The sequence below is a fragment of the Paraburkholderia caffeinilytica genome (assembly GCF_003368325.1).
In the GTDB taxonomy this organism is placed as follows: Bacteria; Pseudomonadota; Gammaproteobacteria; order Burkholderiales; family Burkholderiaceae; genus Paraburkholderia; species Paraburkholderia caffeinilytica.
In genome coordinates, this window is the sequence record NZ_CP031467.1 from 1,213,668 (window position 1) to 1,234,426 (window position 20,759).

Here is a 20,759-nt window from a genome sequence, read left to right on the forward strand (position 1 = left end):
CAGCAATGGCTTTGCAACGTCGTACCACTCTCACGAAGTACCTGATCGAGCAGCAGCGCGAAACCAACAACCTGCCAGCCGACCTGCGCCTTTTGATCGAAGTCGTCGCGCGCGCGTGCAAGGCGATCAGCTACCACGTCAGCAAGGGCGCGCTGGGCGACGCGCTCGGCACGGCGGGCAGCGAGAATGTCCAGGGCGAAGTGCAGAAGAAGCTCGACATCCTGTCGAACGAAATCCTGCTCGAAGCGAATGAATGGGGCGGCAACCTGGCGGGCATGGCGTCCGAGGAAATGGAGCAGTTCTTCCCGATCCCGGCCAACTACCCGAAGGGTGAATACCTGCTGGTGTTCGATCCGCTCGACGGCTCGTCGAACATCGACGTCAACGTGTCGATCGGCACGATCTTCTCGGTGCTGCGCTGCCCGGACGGCCAGCAACCCACCGAGCAGTCGTTCCTGCAACCCGGCACGCAGCAGGTCGCGGCAGGTTATGCGGTATACGGCCCGCAAACCGTGCTGGCGCTGACCACCGGCAACGGCGTGAACTGCTTCACGCTCGACCGAGAACTGGGTTCGTGGGTGCTCACGCAAAGCGATATGCGCATTCCGGTTGAAACGCGCGAATATGCGATCAACGCGTCGAACGAACGCCACTGGTATCCGCCGGTCGAGCAGTACATTGGCGAACTGAAGGCCGGCAAGGACGGTTCGCGTCAAAGCGACTTCAACATGCGCTGGATCGCGTCGATGGTGGCCGACGTGCACCGCATCCTGAACCGCGGCGGCATCTTCATGTATCCGGCCGACAAGCGCACGCCGGACAAGCCAGGCAAGCTCCGTCTGATGTACGAAGCGAATCCGATGGCGTTCATCGTCGAGCAGGCGGGCGGCGCCGCGACCAACGGGGAGAAGCGGATTCTGGATATCCAGCCGAAAAGTCTGCACGAACGCGTGGCGGTGTTCCTCGGCTCGAAGAACGAAGTCGACCGCGTCACCCGCTACCATCTCGAAGCAAAAAAGTGACCACAGGGGCTTGCCAAGTTCCTAAAGAAGTCCCTATAATCTCGTTTCTCCTGATGCCGGAATAGCTCAGACGGTAGAGCAGCGCATTCGTAATGCGAAGGTCGGGGGTTCGATTCCTCTTTCCGGCACCACAAGATTCAAGCAAAAAGCCCAGTCCTTGTGACTGGGCTTTTTGCTTTCTGTTGCTGCCTGCTCCCGCTATTCCCCGCGCCTGCGTTTGAAATTCGAGACGGCGCGACTTACCCCCGTCACGGCCAGCGTCGACAGCGGTTAGTTAAACATCGTCTGCCCGCACCAACCGATCACGGCAGCTTCAATTCAATCGCCAAAATTCAATCGATCGGATCGCGCGATCACGCCAAGATTGCGAACAACCGCAGCGTCTTCGACGATCGCGTTCTCGGCCGGTTTCATGCGGTACGCCAACACCGCTTCTTGCGGCGCTGACGAGAACCACAAGATCCTGCCGGCGCACTCGATTCCGACCTGGCGTCCTTTCCAGTAGACAGCGTTTTCCATGGCGAACTCTCAGAAGGGCTAAGGCAGCCATCTTCCGCGGCAGACCTGGCGCGTCCGTTACCCACCACACCATTCGCCGCAGATAGCTTCCTCAATGATAGGCAGCGGTTCGCGCGTCGACCGGCTTGTCATCAGGTGGCGATGTTTTGGCGTGAAGAGATGACCCCACGATTCATCGACGTTGGCGCTGCCCACAAGCAACCGGCTATGACGCGTTCTCCGCAGGCTGACGTTGAGCGCACCAACGAGAGCCGCATAGCACCCCATCTGAAGAAACGGCGCGCGGCATGAAGTCAAAACAACACGCGAGGCCTATCGGACTTGGCGCTTCTCCCGCAGGAAATCGATCAGCGCGCGCAACTTGAATGGCATTTGCGCGCGACTCGCGGTGTACAGATAGAAACCCGGAAAGCTCGGACACCACGCGTCCAGCACGCGGATCAACCGGCCGTCTTCGAGTTGTTCGTTCACGTAGTCGTCGATCACGTGCAGGAGCCCCACGCCCTGCTCCGCCGCTTGCACCATCGTGTGCAGATCGTTGGTGACGAGACTCCCGCGGGTCTCGACTTCGAACACGCGCGATGGATCGTCGGGCGGCGCGAACTCCCATCGATAGATGCCGCCGCTCGTCGAGAAGCGGTAGCGCAGGCAATCGTGAGCGGCGAGATCGGCCGGCGTCGCCGGCGCTGGATAGCGTTCGAAGTAGGCCGGTGAGCCGGCTACGACGATCCGGATCTCGCCGCCCAAAGGCACCGCCACCATGTCCTGCGCAACGCGTTCGCCGAGCCGGATACCGGCGTCGAAGCCTTCGCCGACCACATCGGCGAAACCATCGTCGAGCGTCAGGTCGAGACGGATCTGCGGATAGCGGCCCGTGAACTCGGCCAGATGCGGCAGCACCAGCAGTTCGCTCGCGACCCTCGGCAGATTGATGCGAAGCGTGCCCGCAGGCTGGTCACGGGTTTCCTCGAGCGCCTCGAAGGCCGCCTCCAGCTCGCCCAGCGCAGGCAGCACGCGCGCGAGAAACTGCGCGCCGGCCTCCGTCAGGGCGACACGCCGGGTGGTCCGGTTGAACAGGCGCACATTCAACTGAGTCTCCAGCGAACGAATGCTTTGCGACAACGCCGACGCCGTCACACCGGTCTCCGCAGCCGCATGCGTGAAGCTGCCGTGGCGCGCCACACATGCGAACGCCACCAACGCCGGCAACTGGGCTGGGTCCATCGCGATCCCCATTATTAAGTCAGACTTCACAATCCTTGCAGATGAGCAGCATTTTTCCAAGTAAAGAATCGGCGCACGATTGCACCATCGATTCAATTCTTCCCGCCAGACTGCTCAAGGAGACTGACATGACGATGGACCGCTACACCCTGCTCGGCCACTCGGGCCTTCGCGTGAGCCCGATCGCGCTCGGCACGATGACTTTCGGCACCGAATGGGGCTGGGGCGCCGACGAGCGATCGGCGCAACGCCTGTTCGACCTGTACGTGGATGCCGGCGGCAACTTCATCGATACCGCCGACCTGTACACCGAAGGCACCAGCGAGAAATGGCTCGGCAAATTCGTCGCGGCGCGCGGTCTGCGCGACCGGCTCGTGATCGCCACCAAGTACGGCTACAACGCCGAGACCGGCAACCCGAACGCGGGCGGCAACCATCGCAAGAATCTGCTGCGCGCGCTCGACGGCTCGCTCAAGCGCCTGGGCACCGACTACATCGACCTGTATTACCTGCACACTTGGGATCGCGTCACCCCAGTGGACGAAGTGATGCGCGCGATGGACGACGCCGTGCGCGCCGGCAAGATCCGCTACGTCGGCCTGTCGGATACGCCTGCATGGTTCGCGGGGCGGGCGCAGACGCTCGCCGACTGGCGCGGCTTCGAACCCGTCGCGGCGATGCAGCTCGAATACTCGATGATCGAGCGCAACGCCGAAAATGAATTCGCCGATCTCGCCGCCAATCTGGGCATGGGGCTCGTCCCCTGGAGTCCGCTTGGCATGGGCGTGCTGTCGGGCAAATACCGTCCTTCGCAAGGCGGCGCGGCGCGTGCTGTTTCCGGCGACGGGCGCCTCGCGAGCATGGCCAGCGCGCCGCCGCCGGGATTCGACAAGCTGACCGAGCGCAACTTTCGCATCGTTGCGGAACTGGAGGCCGTTGCAAATCTGGCGGGGCGGCCAATGGCGCAAGTCGCGCTGAACTGGTTGCATCAGAAGCGCGGCGTGTCGAGCATCATTGTTGGCGCGACCCGGCCGGAGCAACTGCAGGAGTCGCTCGGCTCGCTCGATTTCACGCTCGCCCCGGAATTGATCGCGCGGCTCGACGCTGCCTCGGAACCTGCCCGCCCCTTCCCGTACTACATGTTTGCCGACGGTCATCAGGCGCGGATTCATGGGCAGGTTGAAGTCGCCGACAAACCCGCGGCGTACTCCGCACCCGTGAAAATTCCGGCACCGAACGCATAAAGAATCGTCCACCTCGAGCGCCGCGCTTCGCCCAGAACGCGGCGCCTTTTTATTTGCAAAAAATATCCGGAAAAGTATTCCAGTTCGTCAACGAAGTCGCGCAATCGTTCGTTTACCAACAATTAGGGGGCTGAATGAACACACTGAACCAATCGGTAATTAACGAACGTTCGGCCTACCGCTGAGAAAATCCTTCCGATGCGGCAGCGCACAAAAATCGCCGTGATTTGTTCATATCAACAGCGATGAAAGCGCGATGCTGTGATGCAACAAAGATAATGCGCGGAAGGCGCGCTGAGCAAGGCTGGGAAGAAAACGGGGAAGATATCGGACTGTTTTGATTGGCCGCGGAAAATTCAGTGGTGCGCAGTCAACCTATAAATTCTATTCAAACATTCCGTTCCAATGTTGGGCTGTACCGTTAAAGCAACACAGAACATGTGAGCCGCATCAGACACTGGTGCAAAACGGGGACCGAGGCAGATAATCGGTTTGTAATAAAGGAGAAAGATCATGGATGCCAAACCACCGAAGATTCCGACCCCGGATAAAGTTTTTAGCCCGGATCCGGAACCCGCTGGCGTCGAGTTTCTGGGTGCCGAACTGCCCGAGCACGTTCGCGCATTTTTCGACGAACAACGTAAGTCGTGCGACCAGAAGTAATTGTGCAGTGGCGCGATGCAGCATCGGCGTCCGCGCGTCCGGCGCGCGGCGAAGGTTGGTACGCGCCCCTACGCTTGTCGTTTGCCGCTTTCGCTGCGCGGGTTACGCCTGCTCGAGTGCGGCGCCTGGCCCATATGGCCCGCATTGATGGCGCGCGTCGTTGACAGGCGTCTTTGAATATATCCCCGTAGTTCGCTTTTCCATCGTTTAGCGCGCCCGCTCGATCCGCGCATCGTCTATTCTTCTGGTTTTTCTTCTGCGGCCGACCGGCCACTTCAGCCTTCCATGAATCGCTCATATCGCTTTGGAGCGTCATGCGCGCTCGCGTTGTTCACCGCGCTTGCACTCGCGCCCGCCCCTGCCGTCGCGGACGGCGACGACACCGCGCTCACCAATCTGATTGCACTGGCTTCGCAGCGCCTCGCCCTCGCGGAGCCCGTTGCGCGCTGGAAGTGGGCGAACCATCAGGCGATTACGGATACGCCGCGCGAGAATGCGTTGCTTGCCGACGTCGAAAAGCGCGCCGCCGCTGCGAATGTCGATCCGGCCTTTGCGCACGCCTTCTTCCAGGATCAGATCGACGCCAGCAAGGAGGTGCAAAACGCGCTGTTTGCCACCTGGCGCAGCACGCGCCCGCCCGAAGGCCCCGCGCCCGACCTGGCCACCAGCACGAGGCCGCAGCTGGATCAGCTCACGCAATCGCTCATGGCTGGTCTCGCACGCGTACAACCGCTGCGCGCGGCGCAGGATTGTCCGTCGCGCGTGGCGCAATCGCTTGCTAACTGGAAATCGCTGACGCGCTATGACTCGACCCATTCGAGCGCGCTGACGCGCGCTCTCGGCCATGTGTGCGAAGCGGGTGGAGTGGGTGCGACCGGCTGATCGGTCTGCGCGGTCGAGCTTAGGGGCGTGGAGCCGCTCCATTGGTCCATCGCACCCAACTGGCGATTGAACCCGCCCTGACGAGCCGCTTGCAGCACAAAAACCGCGTCAAGCCAGGCTCGGCACAGGCGTGCCGCTCGAGATGCTCAAGGGCATGACGCGCAAGCCACGCGCAAGATGGCTCTGCAGAAGACGGTAAGTGGACAGCTCGAACGGTCCGTCTGCGCTCGAAGCATGCAGCGCCGCCGCCTGTTCGAGCGAGAGCGCATGCCCAAGGTAACGCCACCGGTCGACAACGTGAAAAGCGCGCGCGTGCGACGCTTCTTCGCGCTCCTCAAATACGATCGGACCTTCGAACGGCCAGGGCGCATCCACCGGATCGCCCTTCATGACGCGGGGCACCCGGTTGTGACCGGGACGCAATGTCGCGATCCATTGCGCCTCCGCGAGCATGGCGCCCAACTCGCCGCCAGTGGCGCGCCACTCGACCCGCCGCACTTGTTGTGCGAGCCGCACGTCCTTCGACGAACGCCGCTCACCCGTCAGGTGCGAGCGCAGCCGCTGGCGCACACGCACGCTTCGCCCGACATACAGCGGCAGATCGCCTTCCCCATAAAACGCATAGACACCGCAACCGGCCGGTGCGGTGTCGAGCAGATCTTCAGTGATATCCCCGGCAAGCCGGTAGCGCCGCGTCGTGCGCTCGATCTGTGCCTGCAGAACGTCCGGCGGCACGAGACCGCTATGCAGACGTTGCCAGAACTGCCAGATCAGATCGGCGTCGGCGAGCGCGCGGTGGCGGTCGGATGGGACGAGGCCATGACGCTCCACCAATGCGTCGAGTCCATGACGCTTTTCCGCCGGAAACAAAGCGCGCGACAGCCGCACGGTGCACAGCACATCCGGATCGAACGCGAGTCCGGCCCGGCGAAACTCCCCGCGCAGAAAACCGCGATCGAAACTGGCGTTGTGCGCGACGAACAGTTTGCCGTTCAGGCGCTCGAATAGTGCCGGCGCGATGACATCGAAAGTAGGCGCGCCTCGCACCATCGCGTTCGTGATGCCAGTGAGCTGCTGGATGAAGGAAGGAATCGGTTGCTGAGGATCGACCAGACTGCTCCAACGCGACACGCCGGCCGGTCCTATTTCAACCACGCCGATTTCGGTGATGCGATGCTCGCTGGTCGAGCCGCCGGTGGTTTCAAGGTCGACGAAGACGATCGGCACATCTTGGGCCGGTTCCGGCAGAAACTGTTCAGACATGGAAAGGGATACTTTGGACGCGTGGCTTTGCGGCAAGTATGCACCAGTTAGCCGGCGGGCAACCAGCCACTACTGCTTTGCCCTGGTCGTCCGTCGTCGTGCGGGACAAAAACTGCCTTCCCGCGCGGCCCGGGATTCACCCATAAAGGTGTTAATCGTTATTATTTTTTATGATGCCGATTCTGGATTCCAGGGCGCAATTTACACCTCAATGTTTCCCGGATTAATCCGAACCAGATAGTTAACGACTTCCGTCGCGATGGTAATAACGAATTACCCATAAAAAAAAGCCTTCGCGTCTGGCGAAGGCTTTTTGGCGATCAGCGGCTGCGCGGCGATATACGCGGAGCAGCGCAGTGCGGCTTATAGCGGCTGGATGTTCGCCGCTTGCTTACCCTTCGGGCCGGCCTTGACCTCGAAGGAAACGCGCTGGCTTTCCTTCAGCGACTTGAAGCCTTCGGTGCGGATCTCCGAAAAGTGCGCGAACAGGTCTTCGCCGCCCGAATCCGATGTAATGAAGCCAAAGCCCTTAGCATCGTTGAACCATTTGACGACACCAGTTTCCATATTCCAGTTTTCCTCGAGGATTTATCAAAATCGGGGCATTGCCCTCAAGCTGAATTTCATGGCCATTTCATCTGCGATCGGGCATTTGCAAAACCCTAAGCACTTGCAAATCTGGCAGTTGAAATCCAGCATCGCTGTTATACGGGGAACGAAGAATCAACGTCAAGCGAATTTTTCACATTCACTTAGCGCGCGGTGCGATAAGTCAATGTCGGACCAATCGAAATATTCTGAAGGCATATTCAGCAAAAACAGAATAACGCTTCACGTCAATATTACCTATTCAATATCGAATACAGCTGTTATCGGAAATAATTTCAGGATGCCGACGAAAATATGTAACAAGACATGTTTTTAGTAAGTGTTTGTCCGAGTTGTTGCGCCGCACTCATGCCAGCATGATGGAAATCAGTACTGGGAAGTCATGCGCGTCAGGAGATTGCCATGCTGTTCAATGAATTCCGTCGCTTCGTCGCCTGGTTCACCCAATCGCACGCAAAGACAGTTGCTGCGCAATCCGGGCCGGTCGCCACGTCAGCTTCGGCCTTCGCGGTCGATCCCATGTGGCATGGGGACCACTGGCAAAATCTGCTTTCGTCACCCATGGATGCTCGCCACTATGTCATGGAAGACTGGAGCGTTTCGGCAGCGGCCGACTGGAGTGAAGCGGAAGGTGCTGCGCCAGCGCACTGACTAGCGTCCGCGAAACCGCAACCGGAAGGCAAAAAAAAGCGCGACTGGGAAGTCGCGCCGACAAAGGTTTGGAGATCTTTTTCGTCAACGAAAAAGTCTGCTTCGGAAAGCAGTGTCTCCAGTATAACTGGCTTAGTCGATATCGATTATTAACACAATCGGCAACCATCTATTGCTATAACGACAACAATCTTTTTTACGATTTATCGCGTTGTTTTTTTGCATCGATTACTGTAGCAAATGAACAACGCGATTCAGTTGACTCGCCTCTCACTTTCACCGGAATAACGCTGCAAGCCTTTATCAGCAAGGCTTAAGCGGCATTCGTCTATCGTTTCATATCCCGTAATACTTTATTGTGAAATTCGGAACATCCGTGTTGCGGGGCGCCTCTCTACACTCTGCCTAATCGGAAACCGGCGCGTGGCATATAGCGCGCTTCTCATGCGGATTTCGCCTCTCGCAGCGCCCGCGTGAAGGTCTCCTTAAGCCTGGGTTCAACGCCCACTCTAGCTCTCGGAGTTACAAGATGAAGAAGACTCTCATGGTCGCCGCCCTCACGGGCGTTTTTGCAACGGCAGCACATGCCCAGAGCAGCGTCACGCTGTATGGCTTGATCGACGCCGGCATCACCTATACGAATAACCAGCACGGCCACAGCAACTGGCAGGAAACGAGCGGCTCGGTGAACGGCAGCCGTTGGGGCTTGCGTGGTTCGGAAGATCTCGGTGGCGGCCTGAAGGCCATCTTCACGTTGGAAAACGGCTTCGGCATCAACAACGGCACGCTGAAGCAAGGTGGCCGTGAATTCGGCCGTCAAGCGTTCGTCGGCTTGTCGAGCGACCAGTTCGGCGCCGTGACCCTCGGCCGTCAATACGACAGCATGGTGGACTTCGTCGGCCCGCTGTCCCTGACGGGCACGCAGTACGGCGGCACGCAGTTCGCCCACCCGTTCGATAACGACAACCTGAACAACTCGTTCCGCGTCAACAACTCGGTCAAGTACACCAGCGCGAACTACGGCGGCTTCAAGGGCGGCGCCATGTACGGCTTCTCGAACCAGGCTGGCGGATTTGCGAACAACCGCGCCTACAGCGTTGGTGGAACGTATAACTGGGGTGGCCTGAACGTCGCAGCGGCGTTCATGCAGTTGAACGGCAGCGGCACGGCGAATACCGGCGGCGCAGTGTCGGACGACTTCACGTTCGCGTCAAAGCGTCAGCAAACCTGGGGAGCAGGCGCGAACTACACGTTCGGCCCGGCAACGGCCGGCGTCCTCTACACGCAGACCAACCTGACGGGCCTGACAGGCCTCAGCGCGGCCGCATCGGGCTTCTCCAACGGCGTCGCGTTGCCGAGCAACAGCGCCCACTTCCAGAACTTCGAAGTGAACGGCCGTTATGCCCTCACACCGGCATTGAGCCTGGCGGGTTCGTACACCTACACGCGCGCAAGCCTCAATGGCGTGCGTCCGAACTACAACCAGTTCAACCTGCAAACGGACTACGCGCTGTCGAAGCGCACGGACGTGTACCTGCAGGGCGTGTATCAGCGCGTCAACGAAGGCTCGGGCCTGGATGCAAACATCAATGGCCTGGGCGCGGCGTCGTCGACGAACAGCCAGGTCGCAGTGACCGCAGGTCTGCGTCACCGCTTCTAAAGCAGCTGGCAACACCTGCAGTATCGAAGGCGCCGTTCGCGGCGCCTTTTTTTATGCCGCCTGGCCACCGGTATCAGGTAGCGGATACTTAACGTCCAGGATGTCGATCGGCTGGGGGCCGGCTGGCGTGTACAACGTCACCGTATCGCCGATCTTTGCCTTGAGCAACGCCCGCGCGATCGGCGAGATCCAGCTCACATGGCCGACATCGAGGTCGACCTCGTCGACGCCGACAATTGTCAGCGTATGCACCTCGCCGTCTTCCGTTGCGTATTCGACGGTCGCGCCGAAGAAAACCTGGTCGATGTTTTCCTGTTTGCTGCTGTCGACCACTTCCGCGATGTCGAGACGCTTGGTCAGAAAGCGAATCCGCCGGTCGATTTCTCGCAGGCGGCGTTTGCCATAGATGTAATCGCCGTTTTCCGAGCGGTCGCCGTTCGAGGCCGCCCACGACACGAGTCTGACCACCTCCGGCCGCTCGACATCGATGAGATGCAGCAGTTCATCGCGCATACGCCGATGACCGGCGGGCGTAATGTAGTTTTTCGTACCCGCGGGGATTTCGGGCTGGGCGACGTCGAGCTCGTCGTCATTCTCTTCGCTCGACTCTTTGACAAAGGCCTTGTTCATGATGGTCCATTAACTGCAGCAATCGACTGCCTATCAAGGGTACACGATCAGGGCAATGAGACAAATCGCAGTTACATGCTTCCCTTTTTGAAAACCTTTGCTATAATCTCGTTTCTGCGTGCGGCTGTAGCTCAGTTGGATAGAGTACTTGGCTACGAACCAAGGGGTCGTGGGTTCGAATCCTGCCAGCCGCACCACTTATTCGAGGGCCTCCCTCCGGGGAGGCCCTTACGTTTTACCCGGCTTCATTGCAGTATCATCGTATTAAGCGTCACCTGTTTAGCGTGCGGCTGTAGCTCAGTTGGATAGAGTACTTGGCTACGAACCAAGGGGTCGTGGGTTCGAATCCTGCCAGCCGCACCACCTATGAAGGGCCTTCTGATCGGAAGGCCCTTTGTTTTTGCGTGACCGGTTCCTGCTTCAACCCGTTCCTGCTTCAACCGGCCCATCCCGCCAAACCCCTGGCCTTGACGGCGCCACCGCGGCTACCGCGGTATCGACTGAATGTCACCGATCTGCCCATCGGGACTCTGCACATCCTCGAACGAACCTTCCGCTGCTTCCTCGCCGATCAACATCGCCCGCTCGCCAGTCACAGCCTGCGCCTGCTGCAACACCTCGTCCACGCTCCGGCCGAAACGGCTTTCAACAAACGCCCGCAGCAGCGCGACCCGTAACGAGTCTCCACGCCCTTCCACGGTTCGATGGCTGCCTTCGAACTCCGCGATGCAATGTGCCGCGCCATGATCGGTGCGTTCACGCACCTCCAGCCGCTGCGCGCGCTCCAGCACCACAGCGGCCGCTTCCCATGACGTGGACGGCGTAAAACGCCCATCCCACGGGCGGCCGCGGTCGATGCCGCGGATCGAGACGGTTTCGCCGCTGTCGGTAAAGTAGATTTCGCGTACGAAGTCGTGCAGGCTGCGCGCCACCCAGTAATCGAGCGCCACGCCGGCGAGGTCGGCTACGTTCATAAGCGTTCCCCCTAAGGTTCCGGTGAGACTGGCTGACAGGCGGGTACGTTCAGATTCGAACGAAGGCCGCCTGGCGCCCTCCCGAGGCGAGCAGTCGTCCATCGCCGCCGAGCAGACCCGACCCAGCCGTCAGATCAGTAATCCGCCCGCTCGCGGTCGATCCGCATCCCGCCGTCGTGACGGTGATGGCCCTCCTCGCTCGGCCGCTCACGCGCAATACGCATCACGTCCGGATTCGTACGCACGCGACGCATGACGTTGGCGAGATGGACGCGATCGCTCACCTGGATCACGAAGCGCAGCACCGTAGACTCCTGCGACAGATCTTCGTCCATCGCGATGTGGACGATGTTCGCGTCCGCCGACGTGATGTCGGCCGCCACGCGGGCGAATACGCCCTTGGTGTTCTTGACCAGCACCTTTACCGCGACGTCGAACAGACGTCCCGGCTGCGGCGCCCACGCCACGTCGATCCAGCGGCCCGGATCGCGGCGGTGAATACGCTGTGCGACGCGGCAGTCCGTGGTGTGGATCGCCATGCCGAGGCCAATACCGATGTAGCCCATGATGTCGTCGCCCGGAATCGGACGGCAGCATGCGGACAATTGCACCGACATGCCTTCGGTACCGGTGATGACGACCGGCGGCGCATGCGACGCCGTACCGTCGCGCGAGCCGTCGTCGTCGGCATCGCGGCCGCTCATCAGCACTTCGATGCGCTTGGCCATGACCGCGGCGACACGGCGGCCGAGACCGATATCCGCGAAAATTTCCTGACGGTTCTTGTTACCCGTCCACTGCACGAGCTTTTCCCACGCTTCCGGCGTGACGTCCGACAGCGCCAGCCCGTAGCCCTTCAGCGCCTGGTCGACGAGACGCTCGCCGAGCTGCACGGATTCGTTCAGACGCATGGTCTTCAGATAGTGGCGGATCGCCGAACGCGCCTTGCCGGTCCGGACAAAACCCAGCCAAGCTGGATTCGGCTTCGAATAGGGCGCCGTAATGACTTCGACGATATCGCCGCTCTTCAACTCGGTACGCAGCGGCAGCAGTTCGTTATTGATCTTCACCGCGACGCACTGGTTGCCCAGATCGCTGTGGATCGAATACGCGAAGTCGAGCGCGGTGGCGCCGCGCGGCAGCGCCATGATCTTCGACTTCGGCGTGAACACGTAGACCGCATCCGGGAACAGATCGATCTTGACGTGTTCCAGGAATTCGCTCGAGTCGCCCGCTTCGCTCTGAATGTCGAGCAGCGACTTGAGCCACTGGTGCGCGCGTTTCTGCACGTCGTTCAGATCCGCGCCGCCGTTCTTGTACAACCAGTGCGCAGCGACACCCGCTTCGGCGATTTCGTGCATCTTGCGCGTGCGCACCTGGAACTCGATCGGCGCGCCGAACGGGCCGACCAGCGTGGTGTGCAGCGACTGATAGCCGTTCACCTTCGGGATCGCGATGTAATCCTTGAACTTGCCCGGCACCGGCTTGTAGAGCGCATGCAGCGCGCCGATGCAGGTGTAGCACTCGAGCGCGCTTTCGACCACCACACGGAAGCCGTACACGTCGAGCACCTGCGAGAACGACAACTGCTTGTCGCGCATCTTCTTATAGATGCTGAAGATGGTTTTCTCGCGGCCGGTGACTTCGGCGTCGAGCTTCGCGTCGGCAATCGCGCGCTGCACCGATTCCAGAATCTTGCCGACCACTTCCCGCCGGTTGCCGCGCGCGGCCTTGACGGCTTTTTCGAGCGTGGCGTAGCGATGCGGGTTGAAGTTCGCGAAGCTCAGATCCTGCAGTTCGCGATAGGTATTGTTCAGGCCAAGCCGGTGCGCGATCGGCGCGTAGATGTCCAGCGTCTCGCGCGCCACCCGGCGGCGCTTTTCATGCGGCACCGCGCCCAGCGTGCGCATGTTGTGCAGCCGGTCGGCGAGTTTGACCAGAATCACGCGGACGTCGCGCGCCATCGCGAGCAGCATCTTGCGGAAGTTTTCCGCCTGCGCCTCTTCGCGATTGCGAAACTCCATCTTGTCCAGCTTCGACAACCCGTCGACCAGTTCCGCGACCTTCGCACCGAATCGCTCGGCGAGTTCGGCCTTGGTCACGCCCTGGTCTTCCATCACGTCATGCAGCAGCGCCGCCATGATCGACTGGTCGTCGAGATTCCAGCCGGCGCAGATTTCCGCGACGGCGACAGGATGGGTGATGTAGGGCTCGCCGCTCTGGCGATACTGGCCAAGGTGGGCTTCGTCGCTGAAATGGAACGCCGCCTTGATGTCCTTGATCTCTTCCGGCTGCAGATAGCCGGACAGAACGGATGTCAGCTTGGCGATCGAAACGACGTCATGCCGGCGCGGCTGCTCCGGCGTGGCGGTCGGCCCGAACAGATGGCGAAACGACTGTTCGAGGACCGCGTCGATGTACTTCCGTGCAGACGAGGGCGAATCGGCGTCGTGTTCCACTTCCGTGGCGGTGGGCGGGGTAGCACTCATTTTCGCCTCCGTAGCGGTTAGGGTTGGACGCCGGTCTGAACGTTGATGCAATTACGTGTGACAAACAAGACCGGACAAACGGGTCTGGCAAACTAGCCTGGCAAATACAGGCAATCGAAAACGGAACCGTGCGCCTTAAACCGGCACCTTCTTCAGCATTTCGACGCCAACCTGGCCGGCTGCGATTTCGCGCAGTGCGACGACCGTGGGCTTGTCGCGGCTTTCGATCTTCGGCGTATGACCTTGCGCGAGTTGACGCGCACGATAGGTCGCGGCAAGCGCGAGTTCGAAACGGTTCGGGATCTGTTTGAGGCAGTCTTCGACGGTAATGCGGGCCATGTTGGGTTCCTTCTTTCCAGAAAACGCTGGGCCGCCCCAAGTCTTCTTGTTGCCCTCGGGGGGCCTGGCGCAAAGCGACAGGTCTGGGGGCGTTAATTGATGTTGCTTATTCTACCTTATGTGCTCGATACACCGCCGCGTTCACGCGTGTGGCAGGTGGATGCCGAGCTGCACGAAAAGCTGCGTGTGGCGCGCGTATTGCGAGGCGAAGCGCGAACGCGTCGCCGCCACGAGGCAGCGCAGTTCGCCGAGCGCGCGATCGAAGTTGTCGTTGATCACGACGTACTCCGCTTCGGCCGCGTGCGCCATCTCGCTGCCGGCTGCCAGCAGACGGCGCGTAATCACGTTCGGCTCATCCTGGCCGCGCTTTTTCAAACGCTCTTCGAGCGCATCGAGGGACGGCGGCAAGATGAAGATTTCAACGGCGTTGTGAAACTGTTTCTTCACCTGCTGCGCGCCTTGCCAGTCGATTTCGAGCAGCACGTCATGGCCGCTTTTCATCTGCTCTTCGATCCACACGCGCGAGGTCGCGTAGTAGTTGCCGTGCACTTCCGCGCTTTCCAGAAACTCGCCGGCCGCGTGACGCGTCAGGAAATCGTCGACCGTCGTGAAGTGATAGTGCTCGCCGTCCTGCTCCTTCGGGCGCGGCGGGCGCGTCGTGTACGAAATCGACAGACGGATCGCGTCGTCGCCGGCGAGCAGCGCGTTCACGAGCGTCGACTTGCCCGCGCCCGAAGGCGCGACCACCATGAACAGGTTGCCGGGATACGCACCGGCGTAAGGGTTGCGCGGTGCGCTGTGGTCGCGTGTGTGGTCGGTCATGTTCGTTGTGCTCCAGCTTTATTCCAGATTCTGTACTTGCTCGCGCATCTGTTCGATGAGCAGCTTCAGGGTCATCGACGAATCGGCCAGTTCCTTCGCGGCCGCCTTCGAGCCGAGCGTGTTCGCTTCGCGATTGAGTTCCTGCATCATGAAGTCGAGCCGCTTGCCGACCTTGCCGCCCTTCTCGATCACGTGACGCGTTTCGTTCAGGTGAGCCGTGAGGCGCGACAGTTCTTCGGCGATGTCGATGCGGATGCCGTACATCGTCACTTCCTGGCGAATCCGCTCGTTGATTTCTTCACGCGAGACGATTGTCGCCGCCGTATCCGGCGCGGCGATGCCGAGCGCTTCCTGCAGACGTTCGACGATTTTCTGCTGATGTCTCGCGATCAGTTCCGGCACGAGCGGCGTGATCTTCGTGACGATCGCCTCCATCTCGGTGACGTTGGCGAGCAGCATCGTCGCCAGTTGCGCGCCTTCGCGGCCACGCACGTCGATCAGATCGGCAATCGCCTGTTTGCCGCACGCGAGTACCGCATCGCGCAGCACGTCGGGCGCGACGCCGGTTTCGGCCAGCACGCCGGGCCAGCGCAGAATTTCGCCGGTGCGCAGACGCCCGGCTTCCGGGAACGTCGACAACACCGTGCGCTCGAGCAGCGCCAGTTGCGTCAGCGCATCGCGATTGACCGATCCGGCGTTAGCCGACTGTTCGCTGCGTTGCAGGTTGATGCGAATGTCGACCTTGCCGCGCGAGAGCTTGTTCATCAGCATTTCGCGCAGCGTCGGTTCGCAAACGCGCACGTCTTCCGGCATCCGGAAGTTCAGATCGAGAAAGCGCGAGTTCACCGTGCGCAGTTCGACCGATACGCTCACGCCGCCCGTGCCTGAGGCCGGGACGAGTTCGCGCGTGGCGCTCGCATAGCCAGTCATGCTGTAGATCATCGTATTTCTCGCGATTGTGGCCATGCGTTTGACGATGGCCGGAAAGTCGAATCGCCCGGCATGGTCGAGACGCGGGGCGGAGAATCCGCATTATCCCATTTTTACCGGCAAGGCCGCTTCATACGGGCGCCGCCGCATACGCGGGACCACCCCGCGCAAAGCCCCTGCGCATGCGGGCCGGCGTCCGCCGGACAGGCTGCCCCGCGCCCGGCGCGATCGGCGGTAAAATTGCGGTTTCCTTCCTGCTTTTCTTCCAGACCGATCCCAACATGACCGACAACACCCAACGCCCCAGCGGCCGCCAGGCCAATCAGCTGCGCGACGTGCGCATCACGCGCCACTACACGAAGCATGCGGAGGGCTCGGTGCTGGTCGAATTCGGCGACACCAAGGTCATCTGTACGGCGAGCATCGCCGAGAGCGTGCCGTCGTTCCTGCGCGACCGCGGCCAAGGCTGGCTGACCGCCGAGTACGGCATGCTGCCGCGCGCCACGCACACCCGCAGCGACCGCGAAGCCGCACGCGGCAAGCAAACCGGCCGCACCCAGGAAATCCAGCGTCTGATCGGCCGAGCGCTGCGCTCGGTGTTCGATCTCGAGAAGCTCGGCGCGCGCACGCTGCATATCGATTGCGACGTGATTCAGGCCGACGGCGGCACGCGCACGGCCAGCATCACCGGCGCGTTCGTCGCGGCGCATGACGCGGTGACGAAACTGCTGGCCGCCGGCCGTATCGAAAGCTCGCCGATCACCGATTACGTCGCGGCGATTTCGGTCGGCGTGTACGACGGTTTGCCGGTGCTGGACCTCGACTACGACGAAGACTCGCAATGCGACACCGACATGAACGTCGTGATGACGGGCGCGGGCGGTTTCGTCGAAATTCAGGGCACGGCCGAAGGCGTGCCGTTCTCGCGCGATGAAATGAATTCACTGCTCGATCTGGCGAGCAACGGCATCAACACGCTGATCGCGAAGCAGAAAGAAGCGTTGGAGCAAAAGAGTGAGTGAGGTTCGTCAACGCAACGGCGTTGTGGCGTCCGACTCGCCGTTGAAGAAAGTCGTGCTGGCATCGAACAACGCGGGCAAGCTGCGTGAATTCGCGGCGCTGCTCGGCGCGGCCGGCATCGAGCTGATTCCGCAAGGCGAGTTGAACGTGCCGGAAGCGGACGAGCCGTATCCGACTTTCGTCGAAAACGCGCTGACCAAGGCGCGTCACGCGGCGAAGCTCACCGGCCTGCCCGCGCTCGCCGACGATTCCGGCTTGTGCGTGCGCGCGCTGCGTGGTGCACCCGGCGTTTATTCGGCGCGTTACGCGCAACTCGCCGGCGGCGAGAAAAGCGACGCCGCGAACAATGCACAGCTCGTTTCAGCCTTGCAAGGCGAAACCGACCGCCGCGCGTATTACTACTGCGTGCTGGCGCTCGTGCGTCATGCGGACGACCCCGAACCGTTGATCGCCGAAGGCCGCTGGCACGGCGAGATGCTGGATGCGCCGCGCGGCGCGCATGGCTTCGGCTATGACCCGTACTTCTTCCTGCCGTCGCTGAATGCGAGCGCCGCCGAACTCGAGCCGGCGGTGAAGAACGCCAGCAGCCATCGTGCGATCGCGTTGCGCCACCTGCTCGCGCGTTTGACGGAGGAAGCGTGATTCCGATCAAACCGGCGCCTGCCGATATCGGCAACGGCGTCATCCAGGCCTTCACGTCGCCCGGCAGCATTCGTCTGACGTCGCTGCCGCCGTTGGCCTTGTACGTGCACTTCCCGTGGTGCGTGCGCAAGTGTCCGTACTGCGATTTCAACTCGCACGAATGGAAGGGCGACACGTTCCCGGAAACGGAATATCTCGACGCGCTGCGCGCCGATCTCGAGATGGCGCTGCCGCTCGTGTGGGGGCGCCAGGTGCATACGGTGTTCATCGGCGGCGGCACGCCCAGCTTGCTGTCGGCAGCCGGACTCGACCGGATGCTGTCCGACGTGCGCGCACTGCTGCCGCTCGACGCCGATGCGGAAATCACGCTCGAAGCCAACCCGGGTACGTTCGAAGCCGCCAAGTTTGCGCAGTTTCGCGCGAGCGGCGTGAATCGCCTGTCGGTGGGCATCCAGAGTTTCAATGAAGCGCATCTGAAGGCGCTCGGCCGGATTCACGATTCGACGCAGGCACGCCATGCAGTCGAAGTGGCCGCCACCACCTTCGACAACTTCAACCTCGATCTGATGTTCGCGCTGCCGCAGCAGACGCTCGCGGAATGCCAGGCGGATGTGGAGACGGCGTTGTCGTTCGCGCCGCCGCATTTGTCGCTGTATCACCTCACGCTGGAACCGAACACGCTGTTTGCCAAATTCCCGCCTGCGCTTCCCGACGACGATGCGTCCGCCGACATGCAGGACTGGATTCACGAACGCACAACGGCAGCCGGTTATGAACGCTATGAGGTGTCCGCGTATGCGCAGCCGCATCGGCAGAGCAAGCACAACCTGAATTACTGGCGCTTCGGCGACTATCTCGGCATCGGCGCGGGCGCGCATACCAAGCTGTCGTTTCCGAACCGCGTGCTGCGTCAGGTGCGCTACAAGCATCCGGCCACCTTCATCGAGCAGGCGTTGGCCGGCACGGCCGTGCAGGAAGAGAACGAAGTCGGGCCGCGCGATCTGCCGTTCGAGTTCATGCTGAACGCGCTGCGGCTGGTGGAAGGGTTTCCTGTGCATCGCTTTATCGAGCGTACGGGGCTCTCGATGACCTCGATCGAACCGGCTTTGCAGGAGGCGGAACGGCGCAAGCTGATTACGCGCGACCACGAAAAGATTGCACCGACGCCGCTCGGGCAGGCCTTCCTGAACGATCTGCAAGCGCTGTTTCTGAAAGATCCGCACTGATTGCAGCCCCGCGGGGTGTCGCAACGAGGATTTTTCAGGTTACAATTTCGGGCTTGGAGGTGTGGCCGAGCGGTTTAAGGCACCGGTCTTGAAAACCGGCGAAGGAGTGATCCTTCCGTGAGTTCGAATCTCACCGCCTCCGCCAGACAATCAATGAATACGGGCCTATCGGCCCGTTTTTCATTTCTGACGATCAAAGAACCCGCCAATTGGCGAATGCAAATCCGTCGAACGCGTAAGCAACTGTAAATGAAGCCCAATTAAACCGCGGTTTCGTAATTTGCCGTCACAAGGCAGGCCGAACGAATGCGGCGCGCAACTCCTCCAATGCATAAAGCGGGAGGAACGATGCTCAAGTTACTGTTAGCGATAGGTTTCGCAGTAGGGCTTTCCGGATGTGTCGTCGCACCGCCATATGGCTACGCGCCGGCATATGGATATGGCTATGCGCCCGGCTACTACGCCGTCCCTAGCGTGAGCGTGGGTGTTGGCGTCGGCGGCTATTATGGCGGCCGCGGGAGATGGTAATTTCTGGCCGAACTTGTCGTGGACCAGGTTCGTATCGGTCAATTGTCCGGCACCGTCCGCATTAAGGGGAACCCCTCCCTCAACATCTCGCTCCCATGGCCGATATCAAGACTATCTGTGCCGTCAGCACGCCAGGGAGTCGCTCATGAAAGGCCATACCTTAGCCGTTGCACTAATTTGGGCTGCCGCGAGCGTGAGCGCCGGCGCATCGTCCGCGTTTGCAGGCACGTCGGCGGCGCTGTCCGACGATGACAGCGCGGCGGTGTTCGGCTCAGCTACATTATCCAATCTGCAGGACGTCGGCGGCAGCGCGAAAGCCGGCACGTCCGCAGCCACGTTGGGCGCAAATACGTTGAGCGGCGCAAGCGGCAACATCGGCGCGAATCTCTCAGCCGGTGCGCTGAACGCGCAGGCCAACCAGATCGTCCTCATCACCACACCCCAAGCCGCAATCGTCTCGCAACAGAATCTGCATACCGTCGCGCAAGTGACGGGCAGCGCCACCGCAAAACTCGGTGCCGGTTCACTGGCGGCGGTAAGCGGCAACGTCGGCGTGAATATCGCGTCCGGCGTGGGCAATGCCCAGTTCAACGGGCTCATCATTCACTGAGGCGCAACGCCTCGACACCGCAGCCTAAACCAGCGCGGTCGCCTCAACCTCGACCTTCAATCCATAGTGCAGGTGCGGAACCGGCACGACGGCCCGCGCCGGCCGTGCCTCACCTGCCCAACGCGCGTAAATCTGATTGAAGCTCGCCCAGTATTCGACATCGGCGATATAGACGCGCACCTGCACCAGTTGCGCAATGCTGCTGCCGGCGCCTTCAAGCGCAGCCTGAACATTCGCCAACACCTGCTCGGCCTGAACTTCGAACGAAGCGTCGGCAAGCTTCTCGCCCTGTGGGTTGATCGGCAACTGTCCCGAGACGAAAACAAAACCATTCGCAATCGCGACGTGACTGTAATGGCCGCCCGGCTTTGCCAACGCAGCGGGATTGTCTAAATGCGGCAGATGCGGGTCGTGCTGGCTAACAGCCATGAATGCAACTCCAAAGGGGATGGCGCCTTCGCGGCGCATGGTTGTGCGCAGGACGACGCTGCATGCCGCTCACCGCCCACGTCAGACGCGTCAAACGCTAAGCGCATCCAGCTTCTCACGCGCATCGGCGCAACGGCGATTCAGGTCGCGATGCATCAACTGGCTGTCGAGCAGCGCCGATACATCAGACAAACCGTAATCAAAGCGCAAGACGTATTCGATGTCTGTGTAATCGTGATAGGCGCCGCTGTCTGCCAGCTTCTGCGCTTCAGCGAAAGCGGCATGTTGCCGTTCGCCATTCATCAAGTCTCTGATCGCCATGATTGCCGCTCCGAGGAACAGTGACTCCATCATAGCAACGCAAATTGAAACGCACGGTAGCG

General features: G+C 61.0%; 23 protein-coding genes and 4 tRNA genes. 15 read left to right on the plus strand and 12 right to left on the minus strand.

From position 1 onward, the window contains the following. The first annotated feature begins 5 nt into the window (after positions 1–5). Positions 6–1,022 (plus strand): class 1 fructose-bisphosphatase, encoded by a 1,017-nt coding sequence (locus DSC91_RS21415; protein ID WP_115780757.1) that lies wholly within the window; start codon positions 6–8, stop codon positions 1,020–1,022. A gap of 55 nt (positions 1,023–1,077) precedes the next feature. Further along, positions 1,078–1,153, plus strand: a tRNA-Thr gene (locus tag DSC91_RS21420). Positions 1,154–1,340: 187 nt separating this feature from the next. Here DSC91_RS21420 and DSC91_RS21425 read toward each other — a convergent pair. After that, a complete protein-coding gene (locus DSC91_RS21425; RefSeq protein ID WP_115780758.1) occupies positions 1,341–1,541 on the minus strand; it encodes a hypothetical protein in 201 nt (66 codons plus the stop codon). A 312-nt stretch (positions 1,542–1,853) separates the two neighbouring features. Beyond that, positions 1,854–2,765 carry a LysR family transcriptional regulator gene (locus DSC91_RS21430; RefSeq protein WP_175172033.1) on the minus strand — a complete coding sequence of 304 codons (912 nt, stop codon included), beginning with the start codon at positions 2,763–2,765 and terminating at the stop codon, positions 1,854–1,856. Positions 2,766–2,893: 128 nt separating this feature from the next. Between DSC91_RS21430 and DSC91_RS21435 the strand changes: the two genes are divergently transcribed. The 3 genes from DSC91_RS21435 (at position 2,894) to DSC91_RS21440 (ending at position 5,554) form a co-directional block, all read left to right on the plus strand. Beyond that, on the plus strand, positions 2,894–4,009 hold the full coding sequence (locus tag DSC91_RS21435; RefSeq protein WP_115780759.1) for an aldo/keto reductase: 1,116 nt from the start codon (positions 2,894–2,896) through the stop codon (positions 4,007–4,009). A gap of 513 nt (positions 4,010–4,522) precedes the next feature. Beyond that, on the plus strand, positions 4,523–4,672 hold the full coding sequence (locus DSC91_RS37900) for a hypothetical protein (protein ID WP_167470519.1): 150 nt from the start codon (positions 4,523–4,525) through the stop codon (positions 4,670–4,672). Between the two features lie 285 nt (positions 4,673–4,957). Then, positions 4,958–5,554, plus strand: a complete 597-nt coding sequence (locus tag DSC91_RS21440) for a chorismate mutase (RefSeq protein WP_115780760.1) — start codon at positions 4,958–4,960, stop codon at positions 5,552–5,554. 108 nt (positions 5,555–5,662) lie between these two features. On the opposite strand, the gene DSC91_RS21445 is transcribed toward DSC91_RS21440, so the two are convergent. After that, positions 5,663–6,817: an exonuclease domain-containing protein gene (locus tag DSC91_RS21445; protein WP_115780761.1), complete on the minus strand. Its 1,155-nt coding sequence runs from the start codon at positions 6,815–6,817 to the stop codon at positions 5,663–5,665. Positions 6,818–7,180: 363 nt separating this feature from the next. Next, positions 7,181–7,384 (minus strand): cold-shock protein, encoded by a 204-nt coding sequence (locus DSC91_RS21450; protein WP_115780762.1) that lies wholly within the window; start codon positions 7,382–7,384, stop codon positions 7,181–7,183. A 444-nt stretch (positions 7,385–7,828) separates the two neighbouring features. Here DSC91_RS21450 and DSC91_RS21455 point away from each other — a divergent pair, with 444 nt between their 5' ends. Both DSC91_RS21455 and DSC91_RS21460 read left to right on the plus strand, forming a co-directional pair. Further along, a complete protein-coding gene (locus tag DSC91_RS21455; protein WP_115780763.1) occupies positions 7,829–8,077 on the plus strand; it encodes a hypothetical protein in 249 nt (82 codons plus the stop codon). A gap of 529 nt (positions 8,078–8,606) precedes the next feature. Beyond that, positions 8,607–9,737 (plus strand): porin, encoded by a 1,131-nt coding sequence (locus DSC91_RS21460; protein ID WP_115780764.1) that lies wholly within the window; start codon positions 8,607–8,609, stop codon positions 9,735–9,737. A 51-nt stretch (positions 9,738–9,788) separates the two neighbouring features. On the opposite strand, the gene greB is transcribed toward DSC91_RS21460, so the two are convergent. Continuing rightward, positions 9,789–10,367 carry a transcription elongation factor GreB gene (gene greB, locus DSC91_RS21465; protein WP_115780765.1) on the minus strand — a complete coding sequence of 193 codons (579 nt, stop codon included), beginning with the start codon at positions 10,365–10,367 and terminating at the stop codon, positions 9,789–9,791. Between the two features lie 120 nt (positions 10,368–10,487). Between greB and DSC91_RS21470 the strand changes: the two genes are divergently transcribed. After that, positions 10,488–10,564, plus strand: a tRNA-Arg gene (locus DSC91_RS21470). Positions 10,565–10,653: 89 nt separating this feature from the next. Further along, positions 10,654–10,730 (plus strand) — tRNA-Arg (locus DSC91_RS21475). A gap of 122 nt (positions 10,731–10,852) precedes the next feature. On the opposite strand, the gene DSC91_RS21480 is transcribed toward DSC91_RS21475, so the two are convergent. The 5 genes from DSC91_RS21480 to DSC91_RS21500 all read right to left on the minus strand — a co-directional run bounded on the left by DSC91_RS21480 (position 10,853) and on the right by DSC91_RS21500 (position 15,933). Beyond that, entirely contained in the window at positions 10,853–11,341 is a 489-nt protein-coding gene (locus tag DSC91_RS21480) for a phage protein NinX family protein (RefSeq protein ID WP_115780766.1), read from the minus strand. Positions 11,342–11,475: 134 nt separating this feature from the next. Further along, positions 11,476–13,830, minus strand: coding sequence for a RelA/SpoT family protein (locus tag DSC91_RS21485; RefSeq protein WP_115780767.1), 2,355 nt, complete (start codon positions 13,828–13,830; stop codon positions 11,476–11,478). A gap of 135 nt (positions 13,831–13,965) precedes the next feature. Further along, positions 13,966–14,169: a DNA-directed RNA polymerase subunit omega gene (gene rpoZ / locus DSC91_RS21490; protein WP_006025620.1), complete on the minus strand. Its 204-nt coding sequence runs from the start codon at positions 14,167–14,169 to the stop codon at positions 13,966–13,968. A gap of 141 nt (positions 14,170–14,310) precedes the next feature. Next, positions 14,311–14,991 (minus strand): guanylate kinase, encoded by a 681-nt coding sequence (gene gmk / locus DSC91_RS21495; RefSeq protein ID WP_115780768.1) that lies wholly within the window; start codon positions 14,989–14,991, stop codon positions 14,311–14,313. Positions 14,992–15,009: 18 nt separating this feature from the next. Continuing rightward, positions 15,010–15,933 (minus strand): YicC/YloC family endoribonuclease, encoded by a 924-nt coding sequence (locus DSC91_RS21500; RefSeq protein WP_115780769.1) that lies wholly within the window; start codon positions 15,931–15,933, stop codon positions 15,010–15,012. Positions 15,934–16,202: 269 nt separating this feature from the next. On the opposite strand from DSC91_RS21500, the gene rph reads away from it, so the two are divergent. The 6 genes from rph to DSC91_RS21530 all read left to right on the plus strand — a co-directional run bounded on the left by rph (position 16,203) and on the right by DSC91_RS21530 (position 19,947). Then, positions 16,203–16,943, plus strand: coding sequence for a ribonuclease PH (rph, locus tag DSC91_RS21505; RefSeq protein WP_115783414.1), 741 nt, complete (start codon positions 16,203–16,205; stop codon positions 16,941–16,943). Beyond that, positions 16,936–17,583, plus strand: a complete 648-nt coding sequence (gene rdgB / locus DSC91_RS21510; protein ID WP_115780770.1) for an RdgB/HAM1 family non-canonical purine NTP pyrophosphatase — start codon at positions 16,936–16,938, stop codon at positions 17,581–17,583. Before rph ends, rdgB begins: the two co-directional genes overlap by 8 nt. Then, positions 17,580–18,809, plus strand: coding sequence for a radical SAM family heme chaperone HemW (gene hemW / locus DSC91_RS21515; protein WP_115780771.1), 1,230 nt, complete (start codon positions 17,580–17,582; stop codon positions 18,807–18,809). The genes rdgB and hemW overlap by 4 nt, the downstream gene beginning before the upstream one ends. A gap of 55 nt (positions 18,810–18,864) precedes the next feature. After that, a tRNA-Ser gene (locus tag DSC91_RS21520) sits at positions 18,865–18,954 on the plus strand. 203 nt (positions 18,955–19,157) lie between these two features. Next, complete coding sequence (locus tag DSC91_RS38280) at positions 19,158–19,337, plus strand: hypothetical protein (RefSeq protein WP_115783415.1); 180 nt, start codon at positions 19,158–19,160, stop codon at positions 19,335–19,337. Positions 19,338–19,482: 145 nt separating this feature from the next. Continuing rightward, positions 19,483–19,947, plus strand: a complete 465-nt coding sequence (locus tag DSC91_RS21530) for a hypothetical protein (RefSeq protein ID WP_115780772.1) — start codon at positions 19,483–19,485, stop codon at positions 19,945–19,947. 24 nt (positions 19,948–19,971) lie between these two features. Here the strand turns inward: DSC91_RS21530 and DSC91_RS21535 are convergent, their stop codons facing one another. Beyond that, entirely contained in the window at positions 19,972–20,376 is a 405-nt protein-coding gene (locus DSC91_RS21535) for a RidA family protein (RefSeq protein ID WP_115780773.1), read from the minus strand. Between the two features lie 90 nt (positions 20,377–20,466). Next, positions 20,467–20,697, minus strand: a complete 231-nt coding sequence (locus tag DSC91_RS21540) for a hypothetical protein (RefSeq protein ID WP_054037416.1) — start codon at positions 20,695–20,697, stop codon at positions 20,467–20,469. Positions 20,698–20,759: the final 62 nt, after the last annotated feature.

What these genes read in the sequence shown, in the direction of transcription:
- DSC91_RS37900 (WP_167470519.1), top strand. Translation starts at nt 4,523, where the DNA reads ATGGATGCCAAACCACCGAAGATTCCGACCCCGGATAAAGTTTTTAGC.
- DSC91_RS21415 (WP_115780757.1), top strand. Translation starts at nt 6, where the DNA reads ATGGCTTTGCAACGTCGTACCACTCTCACGAAGTACCTGATCGAGCAG.
- DSC91_RS21450 (WP_115780762.1), bottom strand. Translation starts at nt 7,384, where the DNA reads ATGGAAACTGGTGTCGTCAAATGGTTCAACGATGCTAAGGGCTTTGGC.
- DSC91_RS21460 (WP_115780764.1), top strand. Translation starts at nt 8,607, where the DNA reads ATGAAGAAGACTCTCATGGTCGCCGCCCTCACGGGCGTTTTTGCAACG.
- rph (WP_115783414.1), top strand. Translation starts at nt 16,203, where the DNA reads ATGACCGACAACACCCAACGCCCCAGCGGCCGCCAGGCCAATCAGCTG.
- rpoZ (WP_006025620.1), bottom strand. Translation starts at nt 14,169, where the DNA reads ATGGCCCGCATTACCGTCGAAGACTGCCTCAAACAGATCCCGAACCGT.
- DSC91_RS21435 (WP_115780759.1), top strand. Translation starts at nt 2,894, where the DNA reads ATGACGATGGACCGCTACACCCTGCTCGGCCACTCGGGCCTTCGCGTG.
- DSC91_RS21455 (WP_115780763.1), top strand. Translation starts at nt 7,829, where the DNA reads ATGCTGTTCAATGAATTCCGTCGCTTCGTCGCCTGGTTCACCCAATCG.
- DSC91_RS21445 (WP_115780761.1), bottom strand. Translation starts at nt 6,817, where the DNA reads ATGTCTGAACAGTTTCTGCCGGAACCGGCCCAAGATGTGCCGATCGTC.
- DSC91_RS21480 (WP_115780766.1), bottom strand. Translation starts at nt 11,341, where the DNA reads ATGAACGTAGCCGACCTCGCCGGCGTGGCGCTCGATTACTGGGTGGCG.
- DSC91_RS21425 (WP_115780758.1), bottom strand. Translation starts at nt 1,541, where the DNA reads ATGGAAAACGCTGTCTACTGGAAAGGACGCCAGGTCGGAATCGAGTGC.
- DSC91_RS21540 (WP_054037416.1), bottom strand. Translation starts at nt 20,697, where the DNA reads ATGGCGATCAGAGACTTGATGAATGGCGAACGGCAACATGCCGCTTTC.
- DSC91_RS21535 (WP_115780773.1), bottom strand. Translation starts at nt 20,376, where the DNA reads ATGGCTGTTAGCCAGCACGACCCGCATCTGCCGCATTTAGACAATCCC.
- DSC91_RS38280 (WP_115783415.1), top strand. Translation starts at nt 19,158, where the DNA reads ATGCTCAAGTTACTGTTAGCGATAGGTTTCGCAGTAGGGCTTTCCGGA.
- greB (WP_115780765.1), bottom strand. Translation starts at nt 10,367, where the DNA reads ATGAACAAGGCCTTTGTCAAAGAGTCGAGCGAAGAGAATGACGACGAG.
- DSC91_RS21430 (WP_175172033.1), bottom strand. Translation starts at nt 2,765, where the DNA reads ATGGACCCAGCCCAGTTGCCGGCGTTGGTGGCGTTCGCATGTGTGGCG.
- DSC91_RS21530 (WP_115780772.1), top strand. Translation starts at nt 19,483, where the DNA reads ATGAAAGGCCATACCTTAGCCGTTGCACTAATTTGGGCTGCCGCGAGC.
- DSC91_RS21500 (WP_115780769.1), bottom strand. Translation starts at nt 15,933, where the DNA reads ATGATCTACAGCATGACTGGCTATGCGAGCGCCACGCGCGAACTCGTC.
- gmk (WP_115780768.1), bottom strand. Translation starts at nt 14,991, where the DNA reads ATGACCGACCACACACGCGACCACAGCGCACCGCGCAACCCTTACGCC.
- DSC91_RS21440 (WP_115780760.1), top strand. Translation starts at nt 4,958, where the DNA reads ATGAATCGCTCATATCGCTTTGGAGCGTCATGCGCGCTCGCGTTGTTC.
- DSC91_RS21485 (WP_115780767.1), bottom strand. Translation starts at nt 13,830, where the DNA reads ATGAGTGCTACCCCGCCCACCGCCACGGAAGTGGAACACGACGCCGAT.